At 39.7% G+C, this 21,368-nt stretch carries 22 protein-coding genes; 8 read left to right on the forward strand and 14 right to left on the reverse strand.

Annotation, left to right across the window (positions count from 1 at the left end; genetic code table 11):
• Positions 1 to 252: 252 nt before the first annotated feature.
• The 5 genes from I6E85_RS06715 to I6E85_RS06735 are packed head-to-tail and all read right to left on the reverse strand — an operon-like array spanning position 253 to position 5,780.
• Positions 253 to 2,220: a hybrid sensor histidine kinase/response regulator gene (locus I6E85_RS06715; RefSeq protein WP_101163923.1), complete on the reverse strand. Its 1,968-nt coding sequence runs from the start codon at positions 2,218 to 2,220 to the stop codon at positions 253 to 255.
• A 10-nt stretch (positions 2,221 to 2,230) separates the two neighbouring features.
• Positions 2,231 to 2,692 carry a response regulator gene (locus I6E85_RS06720; RefSeq protein WP_024590273.1) on the reverse strand — a complete coding sequence of 154 codons (462 nt, stop codon included), beginning with the start codon at positions 2,690 to 2,692 and terminating at the stop codon, positions 2,231 to 2,233.
• Positions 2,693 to 4,177: an ATP-binding protein gene (locus I6E85_RS06725; protein ID WP_024590272.1), complete on the reverse strand. Its 1,485-nt coding sequence runs from the start codon at positions 4,175 to 4,177 to the stop codon at positions 2,693 to 2,695.
• 38 nt (positions 4,178 to 4,215) lie between these two features.
• Positions 4,216 to 4,425 (reverse strand): histidine kinase dimerization/phospho-acceptor domain-containing protein, encoded by a 210-nt coding sequence (locus I6E85_RS06730; RefSeq protein ID WP_007581523.1) that lies wholly within the window; start codon positions 4,423 to 4,425, stop codon positions 4,216 to 4,218.
• A gap of 14 nt (positions 4,426 to 4,439) precedes the next feature.
• The gene (locus tag I6E85_RS06735; RefSeq protein ID WP_024590271.1) at positions 4,440 to 5,780 is read right to left on the reverse strand and encodes a sigma-54 dependent transcriptional regulator; all 1,341 of its coding nucleotides are present in this window, start codon (positions 5,778 to 5,780) and stop codon (positions 4,440 to 4,442) included.
• Between the two features lie 232 nt (positions 5,781 to 6,012).
• Between I6E85_RS06735 and I6E85_RS06740 the strand changes: the two genes are divergently transcribed.
• Together I6E85_RS06740 and I6E85_RS06745 are read left to right on the forward strand one after the other, a co-directional pair.
• Entirely contained in the window at positions 6,013 to 6,528 is a 516-nt protein-coding gene (locus I6E85_RS06740; RefSeq protein WP_197236729.1) for an NUDIX hydrolase, read from the forward strand.
• A gap of 215 nt (positions 6,529 to 6,743) precedes the next feature.
• A complete protein-coding gene (locus I6E85_RS06745) occupies positions 6,744 to 8,120 on the forward strand; it encodes an NAD-dependent succinate-semialdehyde dehydrogenase (RefSeq protein WP_197236730.1) in 1,377 nt (458 codons plus the stop codon).
• A 152-nt stretch (positions 8,121 to 8,272) separates the two neighbouring features.
• Here I6E85_RS06745 and I6E85_RS06750 read toward each other — a convergent pair whose 3' ends face one another.
• Complete coding sequence (locus I6E85_RS06750; RefSeq protein WP_039485094.1) at positions 8,273 to 8,620, reverse strand: hypothetical protein; 348 nt, start codon at positions 8,618 to 8,620, stop codon at positions 8,273 to 8,275.
• Positions 8,621 to 8,998: 378 nt separating this feature from the next.
• On the opposite strand from I6E85_RS06750, the gene I6E85_RS06755 reads away from it, so the two are divergent.
• Positions 8,999 to 9,685 carry a hypothetical protein gene (locus tag I6E85_RS06755; RefSeq protein ID WP_197236731.1) on the forward strand — a complete coding sequence of 229 codons (687 nt, stop codon included), beginning with the start codon at positions 8,999 to 9,001 and terminating at the stop codon, positions 9,683 to 9,685.
• A gap of 70 nt (positions 9,686 to 9,755) precedes the next feature.
• Positions 9,756 to 10,523, forward strand: a complete 768-nt coding sequence (locus tag I6E85_RS06760) for a DUF1883 domain-containing protein (protein ID WP_197236732.1) — start codon at positions 9,756 to 9,758, stop codon at positions 10,521 to 10,523.
• A 201-nt stretch (positions 10,524 to 10,724) separates the two neighbouring features.
• On the opposite strand, the gene I6E85_RS06765 is transcribed toward I6E85_RS06760, so the two are convergent.
• The 3 genes from I6E85_RS06765 to I6E85_RS06775 all read right to left on the reverse strand — a co-directional run bounded on the left by I6E85_RS06765 (position 10,725) and on the right by I6E85_RS06775 (position 12,518).
• The gene (locus I6E85_RS06765) at positions 10,725 to 11,807 is read right to left on the reverse strand and encodes an endonuclease/exonuclease/phosphatase family protein (protein ID WP_197236733.1); all 1,083 of its coding nucleotides are present in this window, start codon (positions 11,805 to 11,807) and stop codon (positions 10,725 to 10,727) included.
• Positions 11,808 to 11,830: 23 nt separating this feature from the next.
• Positions 11,831 to 12,193: a hypothetical protein gene (locus I6E85_RS06770; protein WP_002958080.1), complete on the reverse strand. Its 363-nt coding sequence runs from the start codon at positions 12,191 to 12,193 to the stop codon at positions 11,831 to 11,833.
• 76 nt (positions 12,194 to 12,269) lie between these two features.
• Entirely contained in the window at positions 12,270 to 12,518 is a 249-nt protein-coding gene (locus I6E85_RS06775) for a TIGR03643 family protein (protein ID WP_024595124.1), read from the reverse strand.
• A 123-nt stretch (positions 12,519 to 12,641) separates the two neighbouring features.
• Here I6E85_RS06775 and I6E85_RS06780 point away from each other — a divergent pair, with 123 nt between their 5' ends.
• The 3 genes from I6E85_RS06780 to I6E85_RS06790 all read left to right on the forward strand — a co-directional run bounded on the left by I6E85_RS06780 (position 12,642) and on the right by I6E85_RS06790 (position 16,152).
• A complete protein-coding gene (locus I6E85_RS06780) occupies positions 12,642 to 13,331 on the forward strand; it encodes an ABC transporter substrate-binding protein (RefSeq protein WP_197236734.1) in 690 nt (229 codons plus the stop codon).
• 29 nt (positions 13,332 to 13,360) lie between these two features.
• Entirely contained in the window at positions 13,361 to 14,017 is a 657-nt protein-coding gene (locus I6E85_RS06785; protein WP_197236735.1) for a YoaK family protein, read from the forward strand.
• 74 nt (positions 14,018 to 14,091) lie between these two features.
• A complete protein-coding gene (locus tag I6E85_RS06790) occupies positions 14,092 to 16,152 on the forward strand; it encodes a TonB-dependent receptor (protein WP_197236736.1) in 2,061 nt (686 codons plus the stop codon).
• A 36-nt stretch (positions 16,153 to 16,188) separates the two neighbouring features.
• Here the strand turns inward: I6E85_RS06790 and I6E85_RS06795 are convergent, their stop codons facing one another.
• On the reverse strand, positions 16,189 to 16,980 hold the full coding sequence (locus tag I6E85_RS06795) for a helix-turn-helix domain-containing protein (RefSeq protein ID WP_024590263.1): 792 nt from the start codon (positions 16,978 to 16,980) through the stop codon (positions 16,189 to 16,191).
• Between the two features lie 106 nt (positions 16,981 to 17,086).
• On the opposite strand from I6E85_RS06795, the gene I6E85_RS06800 reads away from it, so the two are divergent.
• Positions 17,087 to 18,283 carry an MFS transporter gene (locus tag I6E85_RS06800; RefSeq protein WP_197236737.1) on the forward strand — a complete coding sequence of 399 codons (1,197 nt, stop codon included), beginning with the start codon at positions 17,087 to 17,089 and terminating at the stop codon, positions 18,281 to 18,283.
• On the opposite strand, the gene I6E85_RS06805 is transcribed toward I6E85_RS06800, so the two are convergent.
• The 4 genes from I6E85_RS06805 to I6E85_RS06820 all read right to left on the reverse strand — a co-directional run bounded on the left by I6E85_RS06805 (position 18,272) and on the right by I6E85_RS06820 (position 21,159).
• Complete coding sequence (locus I6E85_RS06805) at positions 18,272 to 18,493, reverse strand: hypothetical protein (RefSeq protein ID WP_024590261.1); 222 nt, start codon at positions 18,491 to 18,493, stop codon at positions 18,272 to 18,274. The two genes, I6E85_RS06800 and I6E85_RS06805, sit on opposite strands and share 12 nt — an antisense overlap.
• A gap of 101 nt (positions 18,494 to 18,594) precedes the next feature.
• The gene (locus I6E85_RS06810) at positions 18,595 to 19,041 is read right to left on the reverse strand and encodes a Rid family detoxifying hydrolase (RefSeq protein ID WP_197236738.1); all 447 of its coding nucleotides are present in this window, start codon (positions 19,039 to 19,041) and stop codon (positions 18,595 to 18,597) included.
• A 13-nt stretch (positions 19,042 to 19,054) separates the two neighbouring features.
• Complete coding sequence (locus I6E85_RS06815; RefSeq protein ID WP_010553118.1) at positions 19,055 to 19,468, reverse strand: GFA family protein; 414 nt, start codon at positions 19,466 to 19,468, stop codon at positions 19,055 to 19,057.
• Positions 19,469 to 19,872: 404 nt separating this feature from the next.
• Positions 19,873 to 21,159, reverse strand: a complete 1,287-nt coding sequence (locus I6E85_RS06820; protein ID WP_101217486.1) for an amidohydrolase — start codon at positions 21,157 to 21,159, stop codon at positions 19,873 to 19,875.
• Positions 21,160 to 21,368: the final 209 nt, after the last annotated feature.

The following is a 21,368-nucleotide window of genomic DNA, read 5'->3' on the forward strand; positions in this document are numbered from 1 at the left end:
GGAGTATTTCAGTATGGGGTAGAGCCAAATTTTTAAGGCTGTACTTAATGTTTTTCTTAAGTACCTACCTATGACATCCATGTAGGCAACAAAGAGTAAATAGCCCCTGGGCAGAACCCTTCGGGCAGCGCATGTTTGGCATTTGTGCTACGTTATCGCCTATTTATGGGGAATAACCACACTACACAGGCTCTGCCTTGCCTAAATACCAAACATACTGCTGCAAATTTAACCTCGAAAGATAAACTGGCCCTAGCTAATAAGCGTTTCAAGTAAGCTCAAATTAATAGGTTTAAGTAAAACTCGGTCAATATTTAAATCTTTTATTTCTCTTGGATCTGGCTCTGCGCCACTTACAATCACCAAGCGTAGCTCTGGATATCGCTCATTAATTTGCTGGCCTAAATCAATGCCACGCCCATCGGGTAAATGCATATCTAGCAATACCTTATTAAATTGCTGGTCGTGATTAAGTATTTGCAAACATTGTGCGCAGCTAGACGCAATGACGGTTTCAACGCCTAGACTTTCTAAAAGTAGCTGCGTAATTTGCGCTGCATCGTGATCGTCTTCAACAAGTAAAAAGCGCTGCTTTTTCTCGGTTAAGCCCTTACTACAATTTATATCTTTAGCTTGCGGTGCATGCTCTGGCGCTACCAAATAATCTTGCAAACATTGATATAAAGCCGCGCTATCAACAGGTTTTGGTATTACATCGTTAAAGCCAAGTGCAGCAAGCTCCTCATGTATGCCTTTCATAGTAGCGGCAGTGAGCGCGATTATTGGGCCTTTGTAACCCATTTTTCTAAGCTCTATGGTAGCTTCCTTGCCGCCCATTACAGGCATATGAATATCAATAAAAATAATGTCGTAAGGCGCTTTATACGCATCTGCAATACGCACTTTTTCAAGCGCTTGTTGGCCATGTTCGGCATAATCGACGCGCGCACCACAGGTACTGATCATATGACCGACTAGCATGCGTAAATCACGTAAATCATCAACTACTAATACTCGCCCATGCACTTTACATGGAGCCGATTTACTTTGTAGTTGCGGCGCACTGCTAAAATTAAGTACCTGTCGTTCTACTTCGCTAATATCACCTGGGTAAACCGAAATAGTAAACGTAGAGCCTTTACCAATTTCAGAGTGCAAACTAATATCACCGTGCATACGTGCTAACAATTCAGCACATATTGCCAAGCCTAAGCCTGCGCCACCTACAGAGCGTGATTCTACATCGGCTATTTGTTCAAATGGCTTGAATATTAGTTCTTGTTTTTCAGGGGCAATGCCCATGCCTGAGTCTTTAATGCTAAAAAATAGCATTTCACGATCATCAACCCACTGCGTCCACGCATTAACAACAATTTCGCCTTTATCGGTAAATTTAACCGCATTGTTTATTAGATTTATTAAAATTTGGCGAACTCTTGTTGCATCAAGTCGTGCAACCAAAGGTAGTGGCTGATGAGATTCAAAGCGCAGCGTAAGGCCCTTATCTAGCACCGATACGCGCATTAGCGTGTATACATCGGCAAGCATGCTATCAAGGTTAACTTCGCTTAGGGTAAGTTCCAGTTTATCGGCTGCTATTTTAGATAAGTCGAGCACATCGTTTAACAGGCTCAATAAATGTTTACCGTTTCGATAAATAACACCCAATTCATTTTCTGCTTGCTGACTAAAGTCGCTCTGCATTAATAGTTCGGTGTAACCTAAAATAGACGATAGAGGAGTACGTAATTCGTGGCTTAAATGAGCTAAAAAGCGGTCTTTTGAGCGATTTTCAGCTTCGGCCTTTAAACGCTCTACTCTCTCACCTTCAACATCTTTACGAGCAAGTGCATAGCGAATAGCGCGCGCAAAGCGGCTCGAACTCATTTCTGTTTTTATTAAATAATCTACTGCACCGGCATCAAGCGCCGCCGAGTCTAACTCGTCGTTTGACTGCCCGGTAAGCATAATAATTGGGCCGCTAAAGCCATTAGCAATGGCTTCTTTTAATACATCTAAACCATTAGATGCACCCAAGCGGTAATCAAGCAGGCAAATGTCGTGCTCATTTTTGCTAAGCGTTGCAACTGCCTGCTCTGGGGAACTTATCCATTGAATGTTAAACGTGTGTGAATCCAATTGGTCCAGATAGTCGCAGGTGAGTATGTAATCATCTTCATCATCTTCTACAAGCAGCAACTGAGTCACTTTATCTAACATACAATCTCCATTAATCGTTAAATGTTGTCGGTAGCTCTACAAACTCTACCCAGTATTTTCCTAGCGTTTTCATCAAATCAACTAAACCATCAAACGTTACTGGTTTTGTAATATAAGATGCAGCACCTAAGTTATAGCCTTTAACCATGTCTTCTTCTTGCTTAGACGTAGTTAATATAACAACCGGGATTCCCTTTAAATTAAGGTTCCCTTTTATAGCTTCAAGCGCTTCACGGCCATCCATTCTTGGCATGTTTAAATCAAGTAATATTAATCCTGGTCGTGGCGACACTGTTTTGTCTTCAAACTTACCTTTACGTTCTAAATATTCAAGTAACTCAACGCCGTCTTCAACAAAATGAAGCTCGTTAAGTACACGGCTTTCGGCAAGGGCATCTTGTGTTAACAAACGATCATCTTCATCATCATCTGCCATTAAAATAGTAATAGGTTTTACTTTTGAATAGGGCATTTAAGCCTCTCCTTGCAATGTGAAAAGCGCAGCTTCCACAGGTAGTTTTATAATGAAGGTTGCACCTTCACCGTCTTTACTTTGGGCTGTAATTGTACCACCGTGGCGCTCCACAATACGCCTACATACAGAAAGGCCAATACCCGTGCCTTTATATTGTGAGCGACCATGTAAGCGCTGAAACGGTACAAATATTTTATCGGCATAGTCTTGTGAAAAACCAATACCGTTATCTTCTATGGTAATAACTTGAAAGCTCAAATTGGTATTATGATCCTCACTAAAAATATCTTCATCTTGATAACTAATTTTTATATGTGGACTTACATCTGGGCGTCTAAATTTAACTGCATTCGACAACAAGTTTAAAAACAGCTGCTGCATTTGGCTTTTATCAGCCTGAATAACCGGTAAGTCTTCTACATCAACTTGTGTATTAGACTCACCTATCGCAATTTCTAAATCACTTAATATATCGGTTACTACTTCGTTTAAATTTGTATCATCAAAGTCTTTGCCGCGTGTTGTAATACGCGAGAACTCTAATAGGTCATTAATTAAGTTAGACATGCGTTGCGCTGCATTTTTCATGCGGCCAATGTAATCAATCCCTTTTTCACCCAGCTCATCTTTAAACATGGTTTCGAGGCGGTCACTAAAGGCTTGAATTTTTCTAAGCGGTTCTTGTAAATCATGGCTCGCTACAAAAGCAAATTCTTCAAGCTCTCGGTTACTTCGGCTCAGTTCGTCAGAATACAATGTTAATTCTTGCGTACGCTCAGACACTTTAGTTGCTAAAGTCTCGTTTTGTTTTTCAAGCTCAAAACGATACTTAGCTGCATTTCTTAAATTAAGACGTGTCATTACAAACATACCAATAATAAGTAATAAGCTTGTGATTGCTGTAATAGCAAACGTGATTTTAGCTTCATTTTTAATTTGCGCTAACTTTGAAAAATGGCTCACTTTAAAGAGTAATTCGCGGTCTTGAATTTCATTAACATACTCTCTAATTTGCTTATAAAGCTCCCGACCTTTATGTGTATTTAACACATAGATTGCACGTCGCTCTTTGTCATCCAATGCTAGGTTTACAGTTTGCTTCAGCTCTTTAATTTTGCTATCAACTAGTACTAACAACTGAGCAATACGCTCAGCTTGGCCGTCAATCTCAGAGTGTAGTGACTTAACATGATCTGTTTGAGCTTCAATTTGTCCAATAGCATCATAATAAGGCGTTAAATAGTCAGTCTCTTCTGTTAATAAATAACCGCGCTGACCCGACTCAGCCTGCACTATTGATAAATGCAGTTGCTCAATTGCCGTTGTCAGCATATTAGTGTTGTCTAAACTCTTTTGGGTTTGCGTTATACCTTGAATCGTATTCAATGCTAAAACTGCGTTACCTACAATAATACTTAACACAACAACTATAAAAGCTGCCCAAGTAACATTCGCTTTACCTTGCTGTTTTTGCTTGCTCATTTAGCTTCCCGAATTAGAGTTTGTACAACACTTACTATTTATTGAGAGTCAGTTATTTTTTGTAAACTTTCACTACACTGTTGGCAATTGTTAATAATTTTATCAAGTGCATCTAGCGCTTTTTCTTTTGGCATATCGTTTTCAAGTACCAACTTAATAAGCTCTGCATTCATCGATATACGATTAAGCGGCGCTCTTGCATCGTGTACTAATTTATTTAGTTGCTCTGTTTGGTTATCGGATGTCATGCCCTTCCTCAAATCTATTTATATTCGCCAATACCGCCATATGCATTAAGGCGGTTATAAAGTGTTTTAGTACTAATACCTAGCATTTGTGCAGCAAGCGTTTTATTACCTTGCACCTTGTCAAGCGTTGCATGAATAAGTTCTTTTTCGACTTCTTCAATGGTTTGTCCTGCTGATACTGGCTTTTCGGCAGTTTGATTATTAACGCGCGAAAAAGGCGACTCTAAGTTATCTGGTAGAATAATATCGCTAGTTTGCGGATCGCTCATAATAAATGCACGGTGTATAGCGTGGCGAATTTCGCGCACATTACCCGGCCACTCATAACTTTGTAGCTCTTTAAGCTGCGCGGGTGTCCAACTAAATGCGGTACCGTTTTCATCATTAAGCTGATCTAAAAATGCTTTAGCTAATAAAGGAATATCTTCTTTTCTATCGCGAAGTGGCGGTATATCAATAGGAAAAACAGCCAACCTAAAGTAAATATCTTCACGAATAATATTATTTTGTGCTAAATCAGTAAGCGAACGGTTCGTAGCTGAAATAACACGACAATTGGTTGGTATTTCTCTGTTACCACCTACGCGTGTTACCTTTTTAGTTTCAAGCACTCGCAGTAAATTTGGCTGCATATCAATTGGCATCTCGGTTACTTCATCTAAAAATAAAGTACCGTTATTAGATTGCTCAAACACACCTTCTTTGCGTGCAATTGCGCCTGTAAATGCGCCTTTTTCGTGGCCAAATAATTCACTGCCAATTAACTCTTTTGAAAGCCCACCACAGTTGCTCGCAACTAATGGGCCTTCGCATTGGCTTGCGTTATGAATAGCTTGAGCCACTACTTCTTTACCTGCACCACTTTCCCCCATAAGCATCACGTTAGCATTTGTTTTAGCAACGCGTTCAATCATGTTGTAAAGCTTTTGCATTGGCTCAGATTCACCAATTAACCCACCAAAGTGGCGTACAATACCGCTCGATTTTGCTTTTTTAACTGCTTTTTTAGGGCCATTCAAAACGAGTTCTAAATCTTCACGCTGTAATGGCTTTAATAAATGCCCTACATTTGGCTCACACATTTCAGCTAAAATGCCTTTAACTGAAGGATGACCCGATATAAGTGTAATTTTTGGAGATTGCCCAATCGTTTTTAAATGATCAAGTAAATGCAAACCGCTACCATCAGGTAACATAAAATCAAGTAGCACATGGTCAAAGGTATTATTTTCAAACCATTGATGTGCTTCTTTTAAACTGGTGGCGGTGCTTATATTGTGGCCGAGGAATTCGACTATGTGGCAAACAACGTCACTAAATTCAACGTCATCGTCTACTAAAAGTATGTCTAACATGATAAATCCCTATGCTTTTTTTCTTATTCTACGCATCCTAAATATTAATTTAAAGGCACGCCTAGAATCTAATTACTTAAATAGCTAATTAATCCAATGCTATTTATTTTACCAACCTAATATTTACGTATGCTTAAAAAAACGATCACAAATTACGAAAAATAATTAAAATCGTTTCTATTTATAGAATGGTAGCAACTGTTATCATTAAAAGCTTAAAAAAGGAGACGAAATGCAGCAATTAAAAACCTTAATTCATTCAGGTATTAATATTGACCACGGTAGTCAGTTTACGCGTTTAACAGCTCGCGCCATTGTTATTAAAAATAATAAAATACTTTTAATGTATACAAGCCGCTATGAAGATTACAGTTTACCTGGTGGTGGAGTAGATGAAGGCGAAAGTATTGAACAAGGCTTAATTCGCGAACTAAGCGAGGAAACCGGTGCACAACAAATAAGTGTAGTTAAAGCTTATGGACTCTATGAAGAGTATCGCCCTTGGTATAAAGACGATTTTGATATTATTCATATTAAATCGTATTGCTTTGTATGCAGTATTGCCGACGAGTTTGGCAAAGCGCAGTTAGAGCATTACGAGCAGCAAAATGGCATGACAGCTAAATGGGTTGATATTAACGACGCAATTGCACATAACGAGCGCACCATTGCTAACAGTGAAAAACAAGGGCTTTCTATTTTACGAGAAACTTATTTATTAAAGCGCATTGCAAAGGAGCTAATATAAAGCTCTGTGTTTGCCCCAGAGGGTGTTGTAAATTTTGCAACGCCCAGAATATTTTACTACCTCGAGCACCTCAATTTTTATATTTAAAAAATACCCCTTCAGCAAAAATATAAATTTAACTAATAAAATCAGATGGATAAAAACAAAAGCAACTTTTTTAAAAACTGGCTCTAGCCTTGCACCTTTTAAATAACTAAATTTGTAAGGAGATAGAAATGAGTAACACAGTTAAAACGATTAATCCCGCAACTGAGCAAACCATTGAAACCTATACACTACTTTCTCAAAAGGAAGCAGAACAGGTAATCGAAAAATCTCACGAAACATATTTAAAATGGCGCTTAACGTCGTTCACTGAACGTGCGAGATATCTTAATAAGTTAGCCTCACTTTTCGAAGAGCAAAAAGAATCTATCGCAAAACTCATGACCGAAGAAATGGGTAAAGTATACGAGCAAGGCTTTCAAGAAGTTGAACTATGTGCAGGAATTTGTCGTTACACAGCTGAACAAGGCCCACAAGTACTTGCTGACGAAGAACGTGATATGGACGGCGGCCGTGCAATTATCAGCTATCAACCAACAGGTGTACTGTTAGGTATTCAACCGTGGAACTTCCCGCTTTATCAGGTAATTCGCTACAGTGCTGCCAACATAATGGCGGGTAACACAACCGTATTAAAACATGCTGGTAACGTATTTGGCATGGCTGAAAAAATTGAAGAGCTATTTAAACAAGCTGGTTTCCCACAGTACTGTTTCAGCAACTTACTCATCGACGGTAAAACCGCCAGCTCACTCATTGCGCACAAAGCAATTAGCGGCGTAACCTTTACGGGTAGTGATGCCACAGGTAAAAAAGTAGCTGCAGAAGCGGGTAAACACGCTAAAAAAACAGTGTTAGAACTGGGTAGCAACGATGCATACTTAGTACTCGATGACGCTGATTTAGAGCTTGCAGTTAAAACCTGTGTAACAGGTCGCATGATCAATAACGGCGAAACGTGTGTTTCAGCTAAACGTTATGTTGTTGTTGAGTCACTTTACGATGACTTTAAAGCACAAATTAAAGAGCAGTTCGAAGCCATGAAAATGGGCGACCCAATGGCAGATGACACAGACTTAGGCCCAATGGCTCGTGAAGATTTACGTGATGGCATTCACGACCAAGTAATGGAATCAGTTAAAGCAGGTGCAAACATAGTAACGGGTGGCGAAATACCATCGCAAACAGGTTACTACTACCCACCAACGCTACTTGATAACCTATCACCTGGCATGCCGGCCTACGACGACGAATTATTTGGCCCTGTCGCTTCGCTTATTAAAGCGAAAGATAACGACGATGCTATGCGCATCGCCAACGACTCTCGCTACGGTTTAGGCGGCGGTATTTTCTCTAAAGATGAGAAAAAAGCCATTGAACTAGCTAAAAAGTACTTTGACACCGGTATGATCAATATTAACGGCTACGGTTTAGCACAACCTAACCTACCGTTTGGTGGTGTTAAGGAAAGTGGCTACGGCCGAGAGCACGGCGGCTTTGGTATGCGCGAATTTGTGAATATCAAATGTATTATGATTAATAGCTAATTTAGCCCTAATACATTAAAAAACCTAAAAGTGGGTAACCGCTTTTAGGTTTTTTTTAACTTTAAAATTAGATTAAAGAAGAGCTTAGTCTCTACTAAGTTCAAACCGCAAAGTAACTACACAGTAATAACTGTAAATGAGCAGTTTACTTTTTAATCATTATCAACATAAAAGAATAATATAATAAATTCAGAGGCACTAATTGCAGCTAGCTGCATTATCAGCAAAAACATAATACCAATCCCAGCTTGAGGGTCAGGTTCAATACCAAAGACAAGTACTGGCGCTAAAGTAATAGTACATAATGCAGCTATAATTCTAATAAAAATGAGCCGTTTATTTTTATAGTTTTTAGCGTTAGCTAAAAAATATAGAAGCAAATAAGGCAACAGCATAAACGCAAAGCCAATTTCAGTTGGCATCCAGTACTTAATAGCAACAGCAACTAAAGATAAAACAGCAAGCGCCTTAACTGGGTAGTACATTTTTTTATAATTCACATGCTTTCCTTTGCACGCAGTGCTTTATTAGCACCAAATAAAATATTGCCGAACAATATAAAAACTTTAACTATGCAATGCAATCTATTTCACTAGACTTAACCTGACAGGCAACAATGAGAGAATTTGAGACATACAAAAATGCTATGGTTAGAAATGTTTTTCTCAATAACGGACTTTTAAACTGATTTGCTCGCATAGTCAGGAAAACAACCCTATGGGTGTATCATGTCACAACTAAGCTCTTTAGCTCTAACAAATATTCAATATATAGCAATCACTTATATTGTGTGCTAGAACTGGTACAAGTATATAAACGAGCTGTGTCTCGGTAAAAAAACGCCCTTTTGGGTAGATATTAAATTGTTAGGCATAAACATGACTTGTGTACACGAAAAAATCGAAGCCGCACTTGATAGATGGCAAGAAAGCCACTGGTATCTTCATCAAATCGAAGGTCACTATCATGATTCCGATGCTCTTAGGTATTCCATGAATGCGTTTATTCGTTCTTTACGGGAAATACCCGACATGATTACAATGGCGCTACAAAATCATGAGCATTTTCCTAATTGGCATAAACCAATTAAAAGGGAATTGGAGTTAAACGACCCTCTGTTTTCAAAAATAATCCAGCATCGTCGCCATATCGTTCACAAGTCAATGTTAAAGCCAGAAAGTAAGGCTTTCGTCGCATCTATCAGGGGTTATACGATCAAGATGCAATTTGGTTTCTATATAGATCCATTTGAAGATAGCGATATGGCGATCAACAGATTTATTGAAAATTCGAAGAAAGATCCAATTTTAATGCAGGCTTTGGCGCCAGATGAAATACAAGCTTTAGCTCTAATTAGAGAGTGGCATATTGAAGGCTTTGATGAAGAGATAATTGAGTCATTCCGCAATGCTTGGATAAGAGTAACCAACTATTTATCGGATGTCTTAGGGTTTCTCGGTGAGGAGCGTTTTCCTGAGGGGTTGCCTCCATGTTTTAGAGATTCAAGGGACTTTAGATATAAGAAATATCACGGCCTCGATAAAGAGGTGGAAGCCCATGCCTAACATGCGGGTGTTATGCCTCTTTGCATCTACCAGCAAAGTTTTTCATTACTATAATTGAATAAGGATATTAATGAATTTTTTACAGTTTGACTTAGGAAACATTAAAAGAGGTGACATCGTCGAAGTTACGCTTACTCGTGGCGCTAACGTTAGGTTGATGACAAGTTCAGAGTTTAATAATTATAAAAATGGAAGAAGACACCGCTATATCGGTGGGCTAGCTAAACGTTCACCAATTAGGTTACAGGCAACTAGCTCTGGCCGATGGTATGCTGCTGTTGATATGCAAGGTCTACAAGGCTCTACCAAAGCTTCCGTAAGAATTCTTCCTGGCATGTTACCTGAAATACAAGAGCGCCCATTATCAGAAGTGCCGAGTTTAGTTAGGGATAACATCCCTCCTCCGACAGAGTCTGGTGGTGAAACTCATGATGTATTCATTTCACATGCATCAGAAGATAAAGATGACCTAGTTCGACCGTTAGCAAATGCATTGATTGCCTTAGGTTTAAATGTGTGGTTCGATGAAATGACACTTAGAATTGGTGACAGTTTGAGACAAAAAATAGATAAAGGGCTAGCTAATAGCCGTGTTGGTTTAGTGGTTTTGTCACCATCCTTTATCAAAAAAGGATGGACTAACTACGAACTTGATGGAATTGTCACAAGAACCGTATCTGGAGAACAAGTTCTCCTACCTATATGGCACAATATTACCAAACAAGAAGTGGTTGATTTCAGCCCTTCTTTAGCTGATAAAGTTGCACGTAGTACTGCAACCCATACAATTGATGAAATTGCTCAGGAAATAAGTGAATTACTTGAGTGTAAGGCATAACAAGGCAACTATGAATGGGACGTTACTGTACGTCCGTTTTTATACTCTTAAATATTGAAGGCTAAACACTCGAATGGCTGTAGTTGGCACTTTCTAGCCACTCGACAACATAAACGTAGTAGTCGTGTTGTTGCTAGCCAATTCATTATTTTTGTCGGATGGCGTGGCTTCGCCACTTATCCGACCTACACTGCCTAATAGCTATAACTTTTCCTCAAACCTCGGCACTTTTCGCTTGTCTGCCTTATTCATAGCAAGCTCTTGGATTTCTTCATGCTTTAGATCTTCGGGTTTATTTTCTAGTGACTCCTGATTAGCGTTTTCGTATGAAAGCTCAGTGAGTAACGCAAAGTGATCAGACCCATACTTAGCTAAGCGCTTAATACGCTTTACTTTAAAGCCTTCGCTGTGAAATAAGTGATCGAGCGGCCAACGCATAAAAAAGTAACTTGCATGAAAGGTGTTATAAAAACCACGGCCTTTTCGAGGGTCTAAAAAGCCACTTATTTGCATAAACAAACGAGTGCTGCGCGACCATGCTACGTCGTTTAAATCTCCGGCAACTATAGTAGGCCGTGTAGGGTTTTTAAGTGCTTTAGCCACCATTATTAGCTCAGAGTCGCGAGGACGTGATGAGTCTTCCTCTGTCGGGCTTGGTGGTGCTGGGTGAATAAAGTGCCCTTGCATTTGCAGGCCTTCATCATTTTCAAACAGAATATGAATTGAAGGAATATCTTCTTCTATTAGCTCACATATTTGTGCATCGAGTATTTTAAACTTGCTGTATAAGTGCATGCCATAACGATTGTCTTTAGGGCATTCTATGTAATACGGGTAATTTTTTTTAATGACTGATAATTTATTTTCCCACCAGCTATCGCTTTCAAGCGTAATGAGCAGGTCGGGTTGGTGCTCATCTACAAGGCTAATTAGCTGCTCACTTTTATGATTCGACATAAGTACATTTGCCGACATAATTCGTACGCTGTGGTCTATATGCTTTGGTGCGCTTTGCACTTCTTTTTTAGCAAGCCACGTATACGGGTAAATCCATTTACCTTGTAAAATCATTATAAGTAATGAGGTTAAGGCTATAAATACATAGCCTATTGCGCTACTTTGCCATAATAAAAACAACGATGTAACGGCTACAAAACTGGCAATATAAAATACTTGTAAGCGCACAAAGTCGCAGCTACGCACTAAGTAATGCTGGCTGTACGACATAGGCAACAAGGTAACCAGTAAAAAAAAGCCAATAATTATAGCCAGCGCAATAAGCATTTTAATATCCTTATAAAGTTAATTTAGCGACTTAAAATTGAAAGTATTTCTCGGGTGTCGTGCACCATATGGATAACTGTACGGTCTATTTCTATACTCACTGTACCATTATCTCTAGAGCGTTCAATCACTCTACCTCGTTTATATAAATCACGATCTAAATAGTCGCCTCGGTGGTAGCTTTTACTTAGCCCTGGTGGCGTCCAACCTGCGCGAATTAACTGCTTAGCCTCTTTTTTAGAAAGGTAGTCATTGTCGTTGTGTTTATGTGAATGATGCTTATTATGGCCGTGTTTATGACCATGCTTATCTTTATGCGGTTTTGCATCTGCGCTTATTGAACATAAAGCCAATGCTATTAGTGTTGTGTATGTTAGTGCTCTCATAAATAATCTCTAGCGTAATTAATAGCTAAAGGTTAACAAACACGGCTGAACATCATATGAAACAGCTTACACTTATTTAACGTTGTTTATATTGTGTTTTACAGTGGCTTCGCATAATAGCGGGATCGCGTAATTTTAAGTGTTTTGTTTTACGACCAGCATGGCGTTTACGCCACACTTTAAAACTGCCTTTTGAAATATGTTCGCGCATAAATACCACCAGCTGCGGGTATTTTAATCCGTATAACTGCTCTATTGCCTCAAAAGGGGTTCTATCTTCCCACGCCATTTCGATAATGCGTGACTGCTGCTCTGCGTTAAACATGGTATATCTCACAAAATTTAACTTATACGCTAGGTAAAAATACTTAGATCAATGCAATTAAGCTCAGTAACTGTATAATTGGCGTTCAATATATATATTTTAAAAGATATCGAATTTTTATTTATGCGCGCAATATTTCTGTTTTTAGCTTTAACTTTACCTTCGTTATTACTTGCAGCGCCAAGTAAGACTTTGCGCTGCGTAACAACTCACTACCCGCCTTTTACTATATTTGATGAGAAAAGCGATACGTTCACAGGTTTAGATATTGAATACTTAACCTTTATTGAGCGTAATTTAAATCTTAAGATTGACGTAATTCATCTGCCATGGGCGCGCGTAAAAAAAGAAATGGCGCTGGGCTACTACGACTGCTATTTCTCTTTGGCCAATACAAAAGAGCGAGCAGAGTATTTAGATTTTACAAGCGTGCCCTTGCATACTACTAAGTATGGTTTATTTGCTTTAAACAAAGATAAGCTACTCACAAACCATTTATCAAATACCCCAATAGCGATGCTGCGCGGCGTTGCTTTGCCTGAGGTTATTGCTAAAAAGTATAACCTTGATGAGAATAATCTACTTCGTTCACTTTCAACTAAAGACACTTTTGAGCTACTAGAAAAAAAACGTGTTGAATACGCAATAACTAACTATCAAGCGGGTTTGTGGTACTCAAAAGAATATAAAAATATATACGCTAGGCAGTTCAATGAGTTTACGCTTCCTACTTACATTGCTTTTAAGCGTGGCGTAATTGATACAAAATTAGTTGATGAGCAAATAAAACGTTTTAAAGCACAAACTCAATAATTAACACTGCACACGTTAAGAGATAACCAATGTTTACAAAACTACCAAAGTGGGTTGAATATGGCGCGTTTACGCTCGCATTTATAGCGGGCGTAGTAAACGCTGTAGGCTTATTAGGATTTGAGCACCAGGCTATTTCGCATGTATCTGGCTCTGTTACTTTACTTGGTATTAAAGTAATAACTAACCCCAGCACTGCCTTATTGCTACTTTCAATAATTATTAGCTTTATGTTGGGTTCGGCACTGTCGGGCTTTTTGCTCTCTGGTGGCTCATTAAAACTTGGTCGTCATTACGACACTTTGCTTTTTATGGAAGGATTGCTGCTACTTGCGAGTGCTTATTTACTCAAAAACACATTCGTTTACGGCATTGTATTAACGTCTGCTGCGTGTGGGTTACAAAATGCGCTAGCAACTAATTACAGTGGTGCTGTTATACGTACGACACATTTAACCGGTATTTTTACTGACCTTGGTTTAATGCTAGGTAAAGCGCTTAAAGGTGAGCAATTTGATACCCGTAAAGGCGTTATGTTTTTACTCATTATTGCAGGCTTTTTACTAGGCGGTATAACCGGCTACGTTTTATTTAAGCATTACTTAGTGCTAGCTTTAGTGTTTCCTGCTGTGGCTTGTTTTGTTTTATCAATTACGTATCGGGTTTACAGGTTACGTACGCTTTAACGCAACAAGTTTAAATGCATATTAAAACCGCATATTATAGAGGCAATGCAATATAGATTACTTTCAAGGAATGTATGAAACCTTATTTTTTGCCGCTGATATTACCCTTTAGCCACACTGCGTTTGCCAATAATCAAAACAACGATGCAATAGAAACCATAACAACTACGGCATCACGTATTGAAGCGCTATCTACCCCACTCCCTTTATCAATAAGTACACTCAGCGAAGCGCAGCTAAATAGCATAGCGCCTACCCATATTGAAGAAGCCCTGCAACGTGTAGCAGGAGCTAATATTCAACGCGGAAATGGCCAAGAGTATTTACCCGCACTTCGCTCCCCCGTACTTTCGGGCGCTGGCGCTTGTGGTGGCATATTGACTTTGGAGGATGGCATATCACTGAGAGCCGCTGGGTTTTGTAACATAAACGAGCTATTTGAGGCGCACAGCGAAATGGCGCAGCGCATTGAAGTACTAAAAGGCCCTGGCTCTGCACTTTATGGCTCAAACGCTGTGCATGGTGTTATTAATGTAATAACGCCCGACACCACACAAGGCGGTGGCTTAGTTGGTTTAGATTATGGCTCGTACGGTTATACTCGCTACAAATTACGCGCAGGGCAAGATTACGGCAACAGCGGTATCGGCATTAACGCAAGTGTTACCGACGATAGAGGTTACCGCGACGACGAAAGCGTAGAGCAACAAAAAGTAAATATTCGCCATCGCTATTCAAATAATAATTTATTACTTACCTCAGGCCTTACTTATACAAATCTTGATCAGCAAACGGCGGGATTTATTACAGGCTTTGAAAGCTATAAAAACGAAGACCTCGCGCAAAAAAACTTTGACCCTGACGCATTTAGAAAAGCACGCGCATTTAGAGCATGGAGCAATGCAACATGGCAATTAAATAACGATGATGTGCTCTCTACTACGTTATATTTTCGCGACCAAAGCATGGACTTTTTTAAGCACTTTTTACCCGGCACACCGCTTGAAACAAACAGCCAAACCGGCTTTGGTGTGCAATCGCTTTATCAACATAATTTACAACGTAATATAAAAATAAACCTAGGGCTTGATGGCGAATACACGCAAGCCGATTTTACTCAAAGCCAAAACGAGCCCACTCAAGGTTCTGCATTTTTAGTTGCTACAGTACCCCAAGGTAAGCATTACGATTACGATGTAAACGCCACGCTTTATGCCCCTTTTGCATCACTTGATTGGCAATTCAATAAGTGGTTACTTACTGCAGGTGTGCGCTACGAGCATATGCAGTACGACTACACCAATAATATGCTAGCAGGTAGAACAAAAGACGATGGTACAGAATGCAGCTTTGGTGGTTGCCGATACAGCCGCCCAGCAAGCGCTAAAAATAGCTTTAGTAATCTATCGCCAAAGCTTGGGGTTAGTTATCAGTACAATACAAATAACACGCTTTATGCGAACTTTTCTCGTGGTTACAGAGCGCCACAAGCGGCTGAGCTATACCAATTACAACGCGAGCAAACCACTGCAAATTTAAGCGCCGAAATAGCGAATAACGCAGAGCTGGGTATTAAAGGAATTTACGAAAAACTACGTTATGGTGTGTCTGTTTACGCTATGAGTAAACACAATACGATTTACCGCGATAGCGACTTTTTTACGGTAAATAATGGCAGCTCTCGCCATCGTGGTATTGAGCTTGAGCTTGACTACCAGCTCACTAAGTCGCTTGCGCTTAACTTTGCTGGCACTCACGCAAAGCATACTTACACTAACAACCAAATACTTAACGGTTTAAATATAAACGGCAACGACATAGATACCGCGCCGCGTAATATTGCTAATCTCGATTTAACATGGCAGGCACTCAGCAATACGCAATTTGCTTTGCAGTGGCATCGCGTTGGTAACTACTACACCGACCCAGAAAACTTAAATAAATACCAAGGGCATGATGTTTTAAGCCTGCGCGCTCAGTGGCAAATTACCAATAACCTTGAAGTGCTTGCTCGTATTATTAACTTAACTGATGAGGCTTATGCAGAGCGCGCCGATTACACCAGTTTCACCGGCGACAGGTACTTTCCTGGCAAACCACGTAACGCGATGCTTTCGGCAACTTACACGTGGTAATGTTTATTTAAGAGCTAAACTGATTTAAAGGCTAAGCTAATTTAATTGATTTAAGTCGCTCATGTATTTCATGGGCGACTTTTTCATTACCTTTTTAAACATAGTAATAAATGCACTCACCGACTCATACCCTAATAACTCCGATACCTGCTGCACACTTTGCTTATCAGAAAGCGCTTTTAAGGCTGTAATTATATGCAATTGCGTACGCCATTTTCCAAATGTCATACCGGTTTCTTTTTTTATTAACCTCGCTAATGTGCGCTCAGTTAATGCAAACTGCTTAGCCCATTGTGGTAGTGTTTTTCGGTTATTTGGCATATTTATAAGCTGATCGCTCATGGTTTGAATTACCTCGTTTTTAGATAATACAAAATCGAGTGGTTGTACGGGCATTTCAATAAGTTGATCAAATAACACCTGCGCTAAACGCGCTGTTTTACTATTTAAAGTATAGTGCTGATTATGCGCAGCCAACTCGCACATTAGCTCTTTAACTAACGGCGTAATAGCTAACGTACAGGTATTTAGCGGCATACCGTTTTTACTACTATCAATAAATAAATGACAAAGCTGCGCGTTATCAGACGCCCTATTACTATGCACTTTTTGTGCAGGAATCCAAATTGCACTGTGCGTAGGCACCATCCACATTTTGGCCGACACTTCACATGTTACATAACCATGCAGCGCTAAAATTAATTGCCCTTTAGGATGGGTATGTAGTGGTATTTCGTGACTTGCATGGGCATGCTCTATTTTGGCTATTATGGGCTGCGCCATAGTTTCAAAATTTTTAATGTCGTCCCAACCAATTGCATCAAACATAGTTTTGTCTGTTTTTAGTTATTTAATGTCATTATCTCTAAATTATAGTTTTTGCTAAGCCTTTATACTAGCGCCCATTAAGTATTAGCTTTAATGGTCTGCCCTTTTGTTAAATAACACACCTAAATCACGCTTTGCTGGCATATTACTTGTGCTTGGCATATTACTTATTGCCGCAAATTTACGCGCCACATTTACAGGTATTGCACCTGTGCTTGAACAAATTATTAATCACTTTGGGCTTAGCGCATCGCAAGCTGGTTTTTTAACAACATTGCCACTCATTGCCTTTGCTATTGTATCGCCAATGGCCGCAACTCTTGCTAAAAAGCAAGGGTTAGAGCGCACCTTGTTTGTAGCTTTGTTATTTATACTTGCAGGGGTTGCAGCGCGGGTAATAAATACCTCAGCCATGCTTTTTGTAGGCACCGCTATTATTGGTGTGGGCATTGCCATTGCAAACGTATTATTACCAAGTTTAATTAAGCGCGACTTTCCTGCAAAGGTTGCATTAATGACCTCAGCCTACGTGCTTACTATGGGCGTTGTATCGGGCGGGTTTTCAACTTTGGTATTCCCCCTTAGCCAACTAAACGGATTAGGATGGCAACTTGCGCTGGGCTCATCAGCTCTTATTACTCTGGCGAGTATTATTGTATGGATGTCGCAATTAAGTAAGCACACAAAACCCGCGAGTATTGCTCAACACGCTGACACTTCAAAAAGTGTATGGCGTTATTTACTAGCATGGCAAATTACCCTACTGCTGGGTTTAAACTCATTCTTAAATTATATAATTATTACGTGGTTACCCAGTATATTAATCGAAACTGGCCAAAGTGCCACGCAAGCAGGTGCTTATCATGGGGCTTTTCAAATAGCGACTGCATTACCGGGTTTAATATTAATTCCGTTACTTGCCAAATTAAAAGATCAAAGCGCGCTTAGCTTTATTTTAGCCATGCTGAGTGCACTCAGTGCATTGGGGCTACTTTACATGCCTAACTTTGCTTTTGTTTGGACCCTAATGCTGGGCTTTTGCTCTGGGGCGTGTTTTATATTAGGGCTGTCGTTTATTAGTTTACGAACCGATGATTCGCAACAAGCAGCGTCGCTTTCAGGTATGTCGCAAAGCGTAGGTTATTTGCTCGCGGCTATTGGTCCTATGCTAGCTGGTGCATTACACACTGCAACAGGCAGTTGGAGTGCGCCATTATGGCTGTGTGCTATTGCCGGAGTACTGTGTGCATTATGTGGTTTAGGCAGTGGTAAAAACACCACTTTAGCTAAATCAGCTAACTAGCTGCTGTAACCACGAAAATAAACCAGACGAAGTTTTGTTGCTCGTGTGTTTTTGCTCATAGCGTTTATTAGTTGCTTCACGCTGTTCACGGCGCTCTTGCGCTAAATTAGCCTTTGCAGCAAAACGTAAACGCTGTTCTTGAGTAAGCTCATCATTAAAACTAATGGCTGTTTTTTTAAATGCTCGGCTGCTTTTAGGTGAACTACACATAATATTTCCTCTGTTATGTAACTACTCAAATAGACAGCCTTTTTGTATATAAAATTTCAAAAGCAGTATTACTTTTTAGAAGTAATACTGCTGAGTATCAACTAAACAGCACCTATACACTCAACTTCTACTAAAGAATCAAGCGCTAACGCCTTTACAGCAAAAGCACTACGTGCAGGATACGGCACACTAAAATACTGAGTATAAATAGCATTAAATGCTTTAAAGTCGTTAATATTGGTAAGCATAACGGTGCACTTTACAATATTGCCCATACTGTAGTTATGTTGCTCTAAAGTGCGTTTAATATTTTCAAGTGTTTGTTTAGCCTCGCCTTCAAAACCGCCTGTAGCCAACTTACCTGTTGCAGGGTTAATCCCTATTTGCCCCGACATATAAAGCGTATTATCTGCTTTTACTATTTGCGAAAATGGCAAGTTAGGATTAGCTTTGCCTGCATTTAAAAAGTCTACATTACTCGAAGCTGCGAATGCACTGCCGGTAATTAATGTGCTTGCTAAAAAAGCGGTTTTTATCAGTGAGCTCATTACCTGGCTTACCTTATTTTTGTGGTGTGGTTTCAAATGAAGGCACTTGATGTAATTCGTTAAGCCAATTAAGCGTCGATTTAGACCAAATTTGTGCTGTTGGCGTAAACTGATCACGCTGATCAACCGCACCAATACGCAAGCCATATACACGGTCAGCTTTAGCTTCGTTAGTTGCATATAGTGTTGTACCACATGTGCCACAAAAACCTTGCGCACGCTTGTTACCACTTTGAGCTGTTTTAACAAACTCTTTTGGCTCACCTTGGGTAAATACTACCGAGTTTGGCTCTGCAATTATAACGGCTCTAAATGGGCCGCTCGACATACGTTGGCAATCGCTACAATGACAAACAAGTGCATTGTTATTTTGAGACTTTGCCTGGTATTTAATTTCACCACAGTAACAGCTTCCAGTAATTTCCATTATTTAAATCCTTAATGCTTATGAAGATTGAATCGAGATATAAGACCGGCAATATCGATTCATTATTTTTAAAATATAAAAAAACTGCTCGCCGGTTCATTTGTATATTCGGCTAGATGTTTAATTCTTTAGAGTGATTTTTTCAAAGTTGAGCAAGTGCTACAAACATGATGCGATGTTTTAAATAAAACAGCAATACCATGTTAAGCTAATAGCGTAACGTGGTACGTCTAAATTATTTTTATACCAATTCGCTTAATTAAGTTGTCTATTTTGAGGTAAGAAAACCGTGCCGATAACAAGGCAAAAATTTCGTTATTTAGTTGTTCTATATGAGAAATTTTTAACGAAGTTAACGTGCGGTTTAATCCCTCAAATTGATTATGTATTATTGCGAGTTGGTATTAATGTGCGTTCAAATAATCAACAGCTAACAGGCTAAGCGCCTTAGTGCCTACTTTAAACGATGATTCGTCGGCATAAAAATAAGGTGAGTGATTGCTAGCCACTGTATTTAAATCTTGCTCACTGGGTGTACCGCCTAAAAACACAAATACACTCGGCACTTCTAATGCGTAAAACGAAAAGTCTTCTGCGCCGGTTATTTTTCCCATTTCAACTACGTTATCATTACCCGCTGCTTTTTTAAGACTAGGTAACATTTGCGCAGTTAACTTTGGGTTATTAATAGTTACCGGATAACCTTCGTGAATGTGTACCTCTGCAGTTGCACCTGACGATTTAGCAATGTGCGTGGCTGTGGTTTTTATTTTTTCAAATATTTGTGCTCGGTTATCCATATCAAAATTACGAATTGTGCCTACCATTTCAACTTCTTCAGGAATAATATTATTACGTACCCCACCCGCTATCTTACCAAACGAGACAATAGCAGGCTCTTTGGTAATGTTAATTTGGCGACTAACAATATGATTAACGCCTGTTACTATTTGCGCAGCTGCGGCAATTGGGTCAACCCCTGTCCACGGTGCAGAGCCGTGTGCCTGCTTGCCATGTACAGTTATTTCAAATCGGTCTGCACTGGCCATTGCAGGGCCACTTCTATAACCAATTTTACCGCTGTGCAAACTAGATGTTATATGTAACCCAAAAGCAGCTTCTGGTTTGTATTGTTTAAATATGCCTTCTTTAAGCATTAGCTCAGCGCCACCCTCTTCCCCCTCTGGTGCGCCTTCTTCTGCAGGCTGAAATACAAACATAATATTACCGTGTAGCTCATCTTTCATGTTTGCAAGCACTTGTGCAGCGCCCATAAGCATGGCCACGTGCGTGTCGTGCCCACAAGCATGCATTATGCCTACATCTACACCACGGTAATTAGTGGTTTTAGTTGATTTAAAATCAACATCGGCTTTTTCAGTAACTGGCAGCGCGTCCATATCTGCGCGTAGCATTACTGTCGGGCCAGGCTTTGCACCTTTTAATAGCCCCACAACACCTGTATAAGCAATCCCTGTTTGTACTTCCATACCCAGCGACTTTAAGTGCTTAGCGACAATACCTGCTGTGCGGGTTTCGCGATTTCCAAGCTCAGGGTTTTGATGAAAATCACGTCGCCAATCAATAACCTGTTGCTCTATCTTTTTAACTTGCTGATCAATGTTTGCATTGGCATTGAGCGCACTAAGGGCAGCAAAGCCCAGCGCTATTGAGATTAGTGATTTTTTCATCCTGTTTGTCCTTATTATATTTATTGGTTTTATAATATTGATGAGCACGAGCCCTTATGTATTATTGAGAACATAATTAGTTCGCTCTATAACCACTATTACTGAAGGCTCTACAATAATCAATCCCATTTAAGCTAGATGCCCAACTATAGGGGGCCACTTCACTTTTCACTGGTTTTATCTATTTTTAGTTTGAAGATTTAGCGCTA

The sequence above is a fragment of the Pseudoalteromonas sp. NZS71 genome (assembly GCF_015864715.1).
Taxonomy (GTDB): Bacteria; Pseudomonadota; Gammaproteobacteria; order Enterobacterales; family Alteromonadaceae; genus Pseudoalteromonas; species Pseudoalteromonas arctica.

Excerpts from the sequence above, each read along its gene's own strand:
- I6E85_RS06715 (WP_101163923.1), bottom strand. The coding sequence starts at position 2,220 with ATGTTAGATAAAGTGACTCAGTTGCTGCTTGTAGAAGATGATGAAGAT.
- I6E85_RS06720 (WP_024590273.1), bottom strand. The coding sequence starts at position 2,692 with ATGCCCTATTCAAAAGTAAAACCTATTACTATTTTAATGGCAGATGAT.
- I6E85_RS06725 (WP_024590272.1), bottom strand. The coding sequence starts at position 4,177 with ATGAGCAAGCAAAAACAGCAAGGTAAAGCGAATGTTACTTGGGCAGCT.
- I6E85_RS06730 (WP_007581523.1), bottom strand. The coding sequence starts at position 4,425 with ATGACATCCGATAACCAAACAGAGCAACTAAATAAATTAGTACACGAT.
- I6E85_RS06735 (WP_024590271.1), bottom strand. The coding sequence starts at position 5,780 with ATGTTAGACATACTTTTAGTAGACGATGACGTTGAATTTAGTGACGTT.
- I6E85_RS06740 (WP_197236729.1), top strand. The coding sequence starts at position 6,013 with ATGCAGCAATTAAAAACCTTAATTCATTCAGGTATTAATATTGACCAC.
- I6E85_RS06745 (WP_197236730.1), top strand. The coding sequence starts at position 6,744 with ATGAGTAACACAGTTAAAACGATTAATCCCGCAACTGAGCAAACCATT.
- I6E85_RS06755 (WP_197236731.1), top strand. The coding sequence starts at position 8,999 with ATGACTTGTGTACACGAAAAAATCGAAGCCGCACTTGATAGATGGCAA.
- I6E85_RS06760 (WP_197236732.1), top strand. The coding sequence starts at position 9,756 with ATGAATTTTTTACAGTTTGACTTAGGAAACATTAAAAGAGGTGACATC.
- I6E85_RS06765 (WP_197236733.1), bottom strand. The coding sequence starts at position 11,807 with ATGCTTATTGCGCTGGCTATAATTATTGGCTTTTTTTTACTGGTTACC.
- I6E85_RS06770 (WP_002958080.1), bottom strand. The coding sequence starts at position 12,193 with ATGAGAGCACTAACATACACAACACTAATAGCATTGGCTTTATGTTCA.
- I6E85_RS06775 (WP_024595124.1), bottom strand. The coding sequence starts at position 12,518 with ATGTTTAACGCAGAGCAGCAGTCACGCATTATCGAAATGGCGTGGGAA.
- I6E85_RS06780 (WP_197236734.1), top strand. The coding sequence starts at position 12,642 with ATGCGCGCAATATTTCTGTTTTTAGCTTTAACTTTACCTTCGTTATTA.
- I6E85_RS06785 (WP_197236735.1), top strand. The coding sequence starts at position 13,361 with ATGTTTACAAAACTACCAAAGTGGGTTGAATATGGCGCGTTTACGCTC.
- I6E85_RS06790 (WP_197236736.1), top strand. The coding sequence starts at position 14,092 with ATGAAACCTTATTTTTTGCCGCTGATATTACCCTTTAGCCACACTGCG.
- I6E85_RS06795 (WP_024590263.1), bottom strand. The coding sequence starts at position 16,980 with ATGTTTGATGCAATTGGTTGGGACGACATTAAAAATTTTGAAACTATG.
- I6E85_RS06805 (WP_024590261.1), bottom strand. The coding sequence starts at position 18,493 with ATGTGTAGTTCACCTAAAAGCAGCCGAGCATTTAAAAAAACAGCCATT.
- I6E85_RS06810 (WP_197236738.1), bottom strand. The coding sequence starts at position 19,041 with ATGAGCTCACTGATAAAAACCGCTTTTTTAGCAAGCACATTAATTACC.
- I6E85_RS06815 (WP_010553118.1), bottom strand. The coding sequence starts at position 19,468 with ATGGAAATTACTGGAAGCTGTTACTGTGGTGAAATTAAATACCAGGCA.
- I6E85_RS06820 (WP_101217486.1), bottom strand. The coding sequence starts at position 21,159 with ATGAAAAAATCACTAATCTCAATAGCGCTGGGCTTTGCTGCCCTTAGT.